The sequence below is a fragment of the Dysgonomonas termitidis genome (genome assembly GCF_042654545.1).
GTDB classification, from domain to species: Bacteria; Bacteroidota; Bacteroidia; order Bacteroidales; family Dysgonomonadaceae; genus Dysgonomonas; species Dysgonomonas termitidis.
In genome coordinates this window covers 1-938 of sequence record NZ_JBHSGN010000020.1, presented here as the reverse complement: position 1 = coordinate 938, position 938 = coordinate 1, and the positions used below count along the sequence as shown (strand labels likewise).

The window sequence follows — 938 nt, the reverse complement described above, 5'->3', positions numbered from 1 at the left end:
TTAAACAAACTCAAAACCAACTGAATATGGATTTATCATACCTTAACGAACACATGGCCTGCCGCAACTGCCAGAGCTGCGACAAGGGAACAAGACCGGCCATTGAAACCAAAGAAATCAGTACCGGCAGCAGCCATAAACAACAGGCCCTGCAGAGTAAGATCATCTTCCTGCTCAGGGGGGAGATCACCTATTCCTTCGGGATGTACAATAACCGCCGGATGCGCTGCGGGCAGGCGCTTTACCTGCCTGTAGGCTACAACTTCAGCTACAGGGCTGAATCCGGAGCCCTGCTCCTGTTCATACGCCCTTACTCCAAGCTGCAGTTCTGCGACTGCTACAGGCTGGAGGACCTGGTACACCGGACGCCGGATACGGGAACGGATTCCCCCTACCTGCTGGAAATGAAGGAACCCGTAAAGGGGTATACGGATATGCTGGCCTACTGTATACGCAAAGGGCTCTGTTGCGGATATTATAATGAACTGAAGATAAATGAACTGCTCTACCTGCTCGGGGAATTTTATTCGAAAGAGGAACTCGCGTTGTTTTTTCACGAGGCCCTGAGCGGTGACCCGGGTTTCTCCCTTTATGTGATGAACAATTACCACAACTACCACTCCCTTTCCGAGTTGGCCGCCGCGATGAATATGTCCCTCTCAGGCATAGAGAAGCGCTTCAGGAAGGTATTTAATATATCCGGGTACAAGTGGATGAACCAGCACAGGGCAAAAAAGATATACCATGCCCTCTGCACGGGGGATAAATCGCTAAACGAACTGCGCGCTGAATTCGGCTTTGCATCAAAAGCCTCATTCAGCCGCTACTGTAAGCAGCATCTGGGAGAACCGCCGGGCGGGATACGGCAACATCACAGGTTTGGGTGTGAAATAGGTAAAGAAAGTGTAAAAATGGATAACCGAATCTAACAACATTAT

General features: G+C 50.0%; 1 protein-coding gene. It reads left to right on the top strand.

Features of this window, described 5'->3' with window-relative positions; translation table 11 throughout:
• A partial coding sequence (locus ACFO6W_RS02935; protein WP_379993832.1) for a helix-turn-helix domain-containing protein occupies positions 1 to 929 on the top strand: 929 nt, incomplete at its 5' end.
• Positions 930 to 938 lie beyond the last annotated feature (9 nt).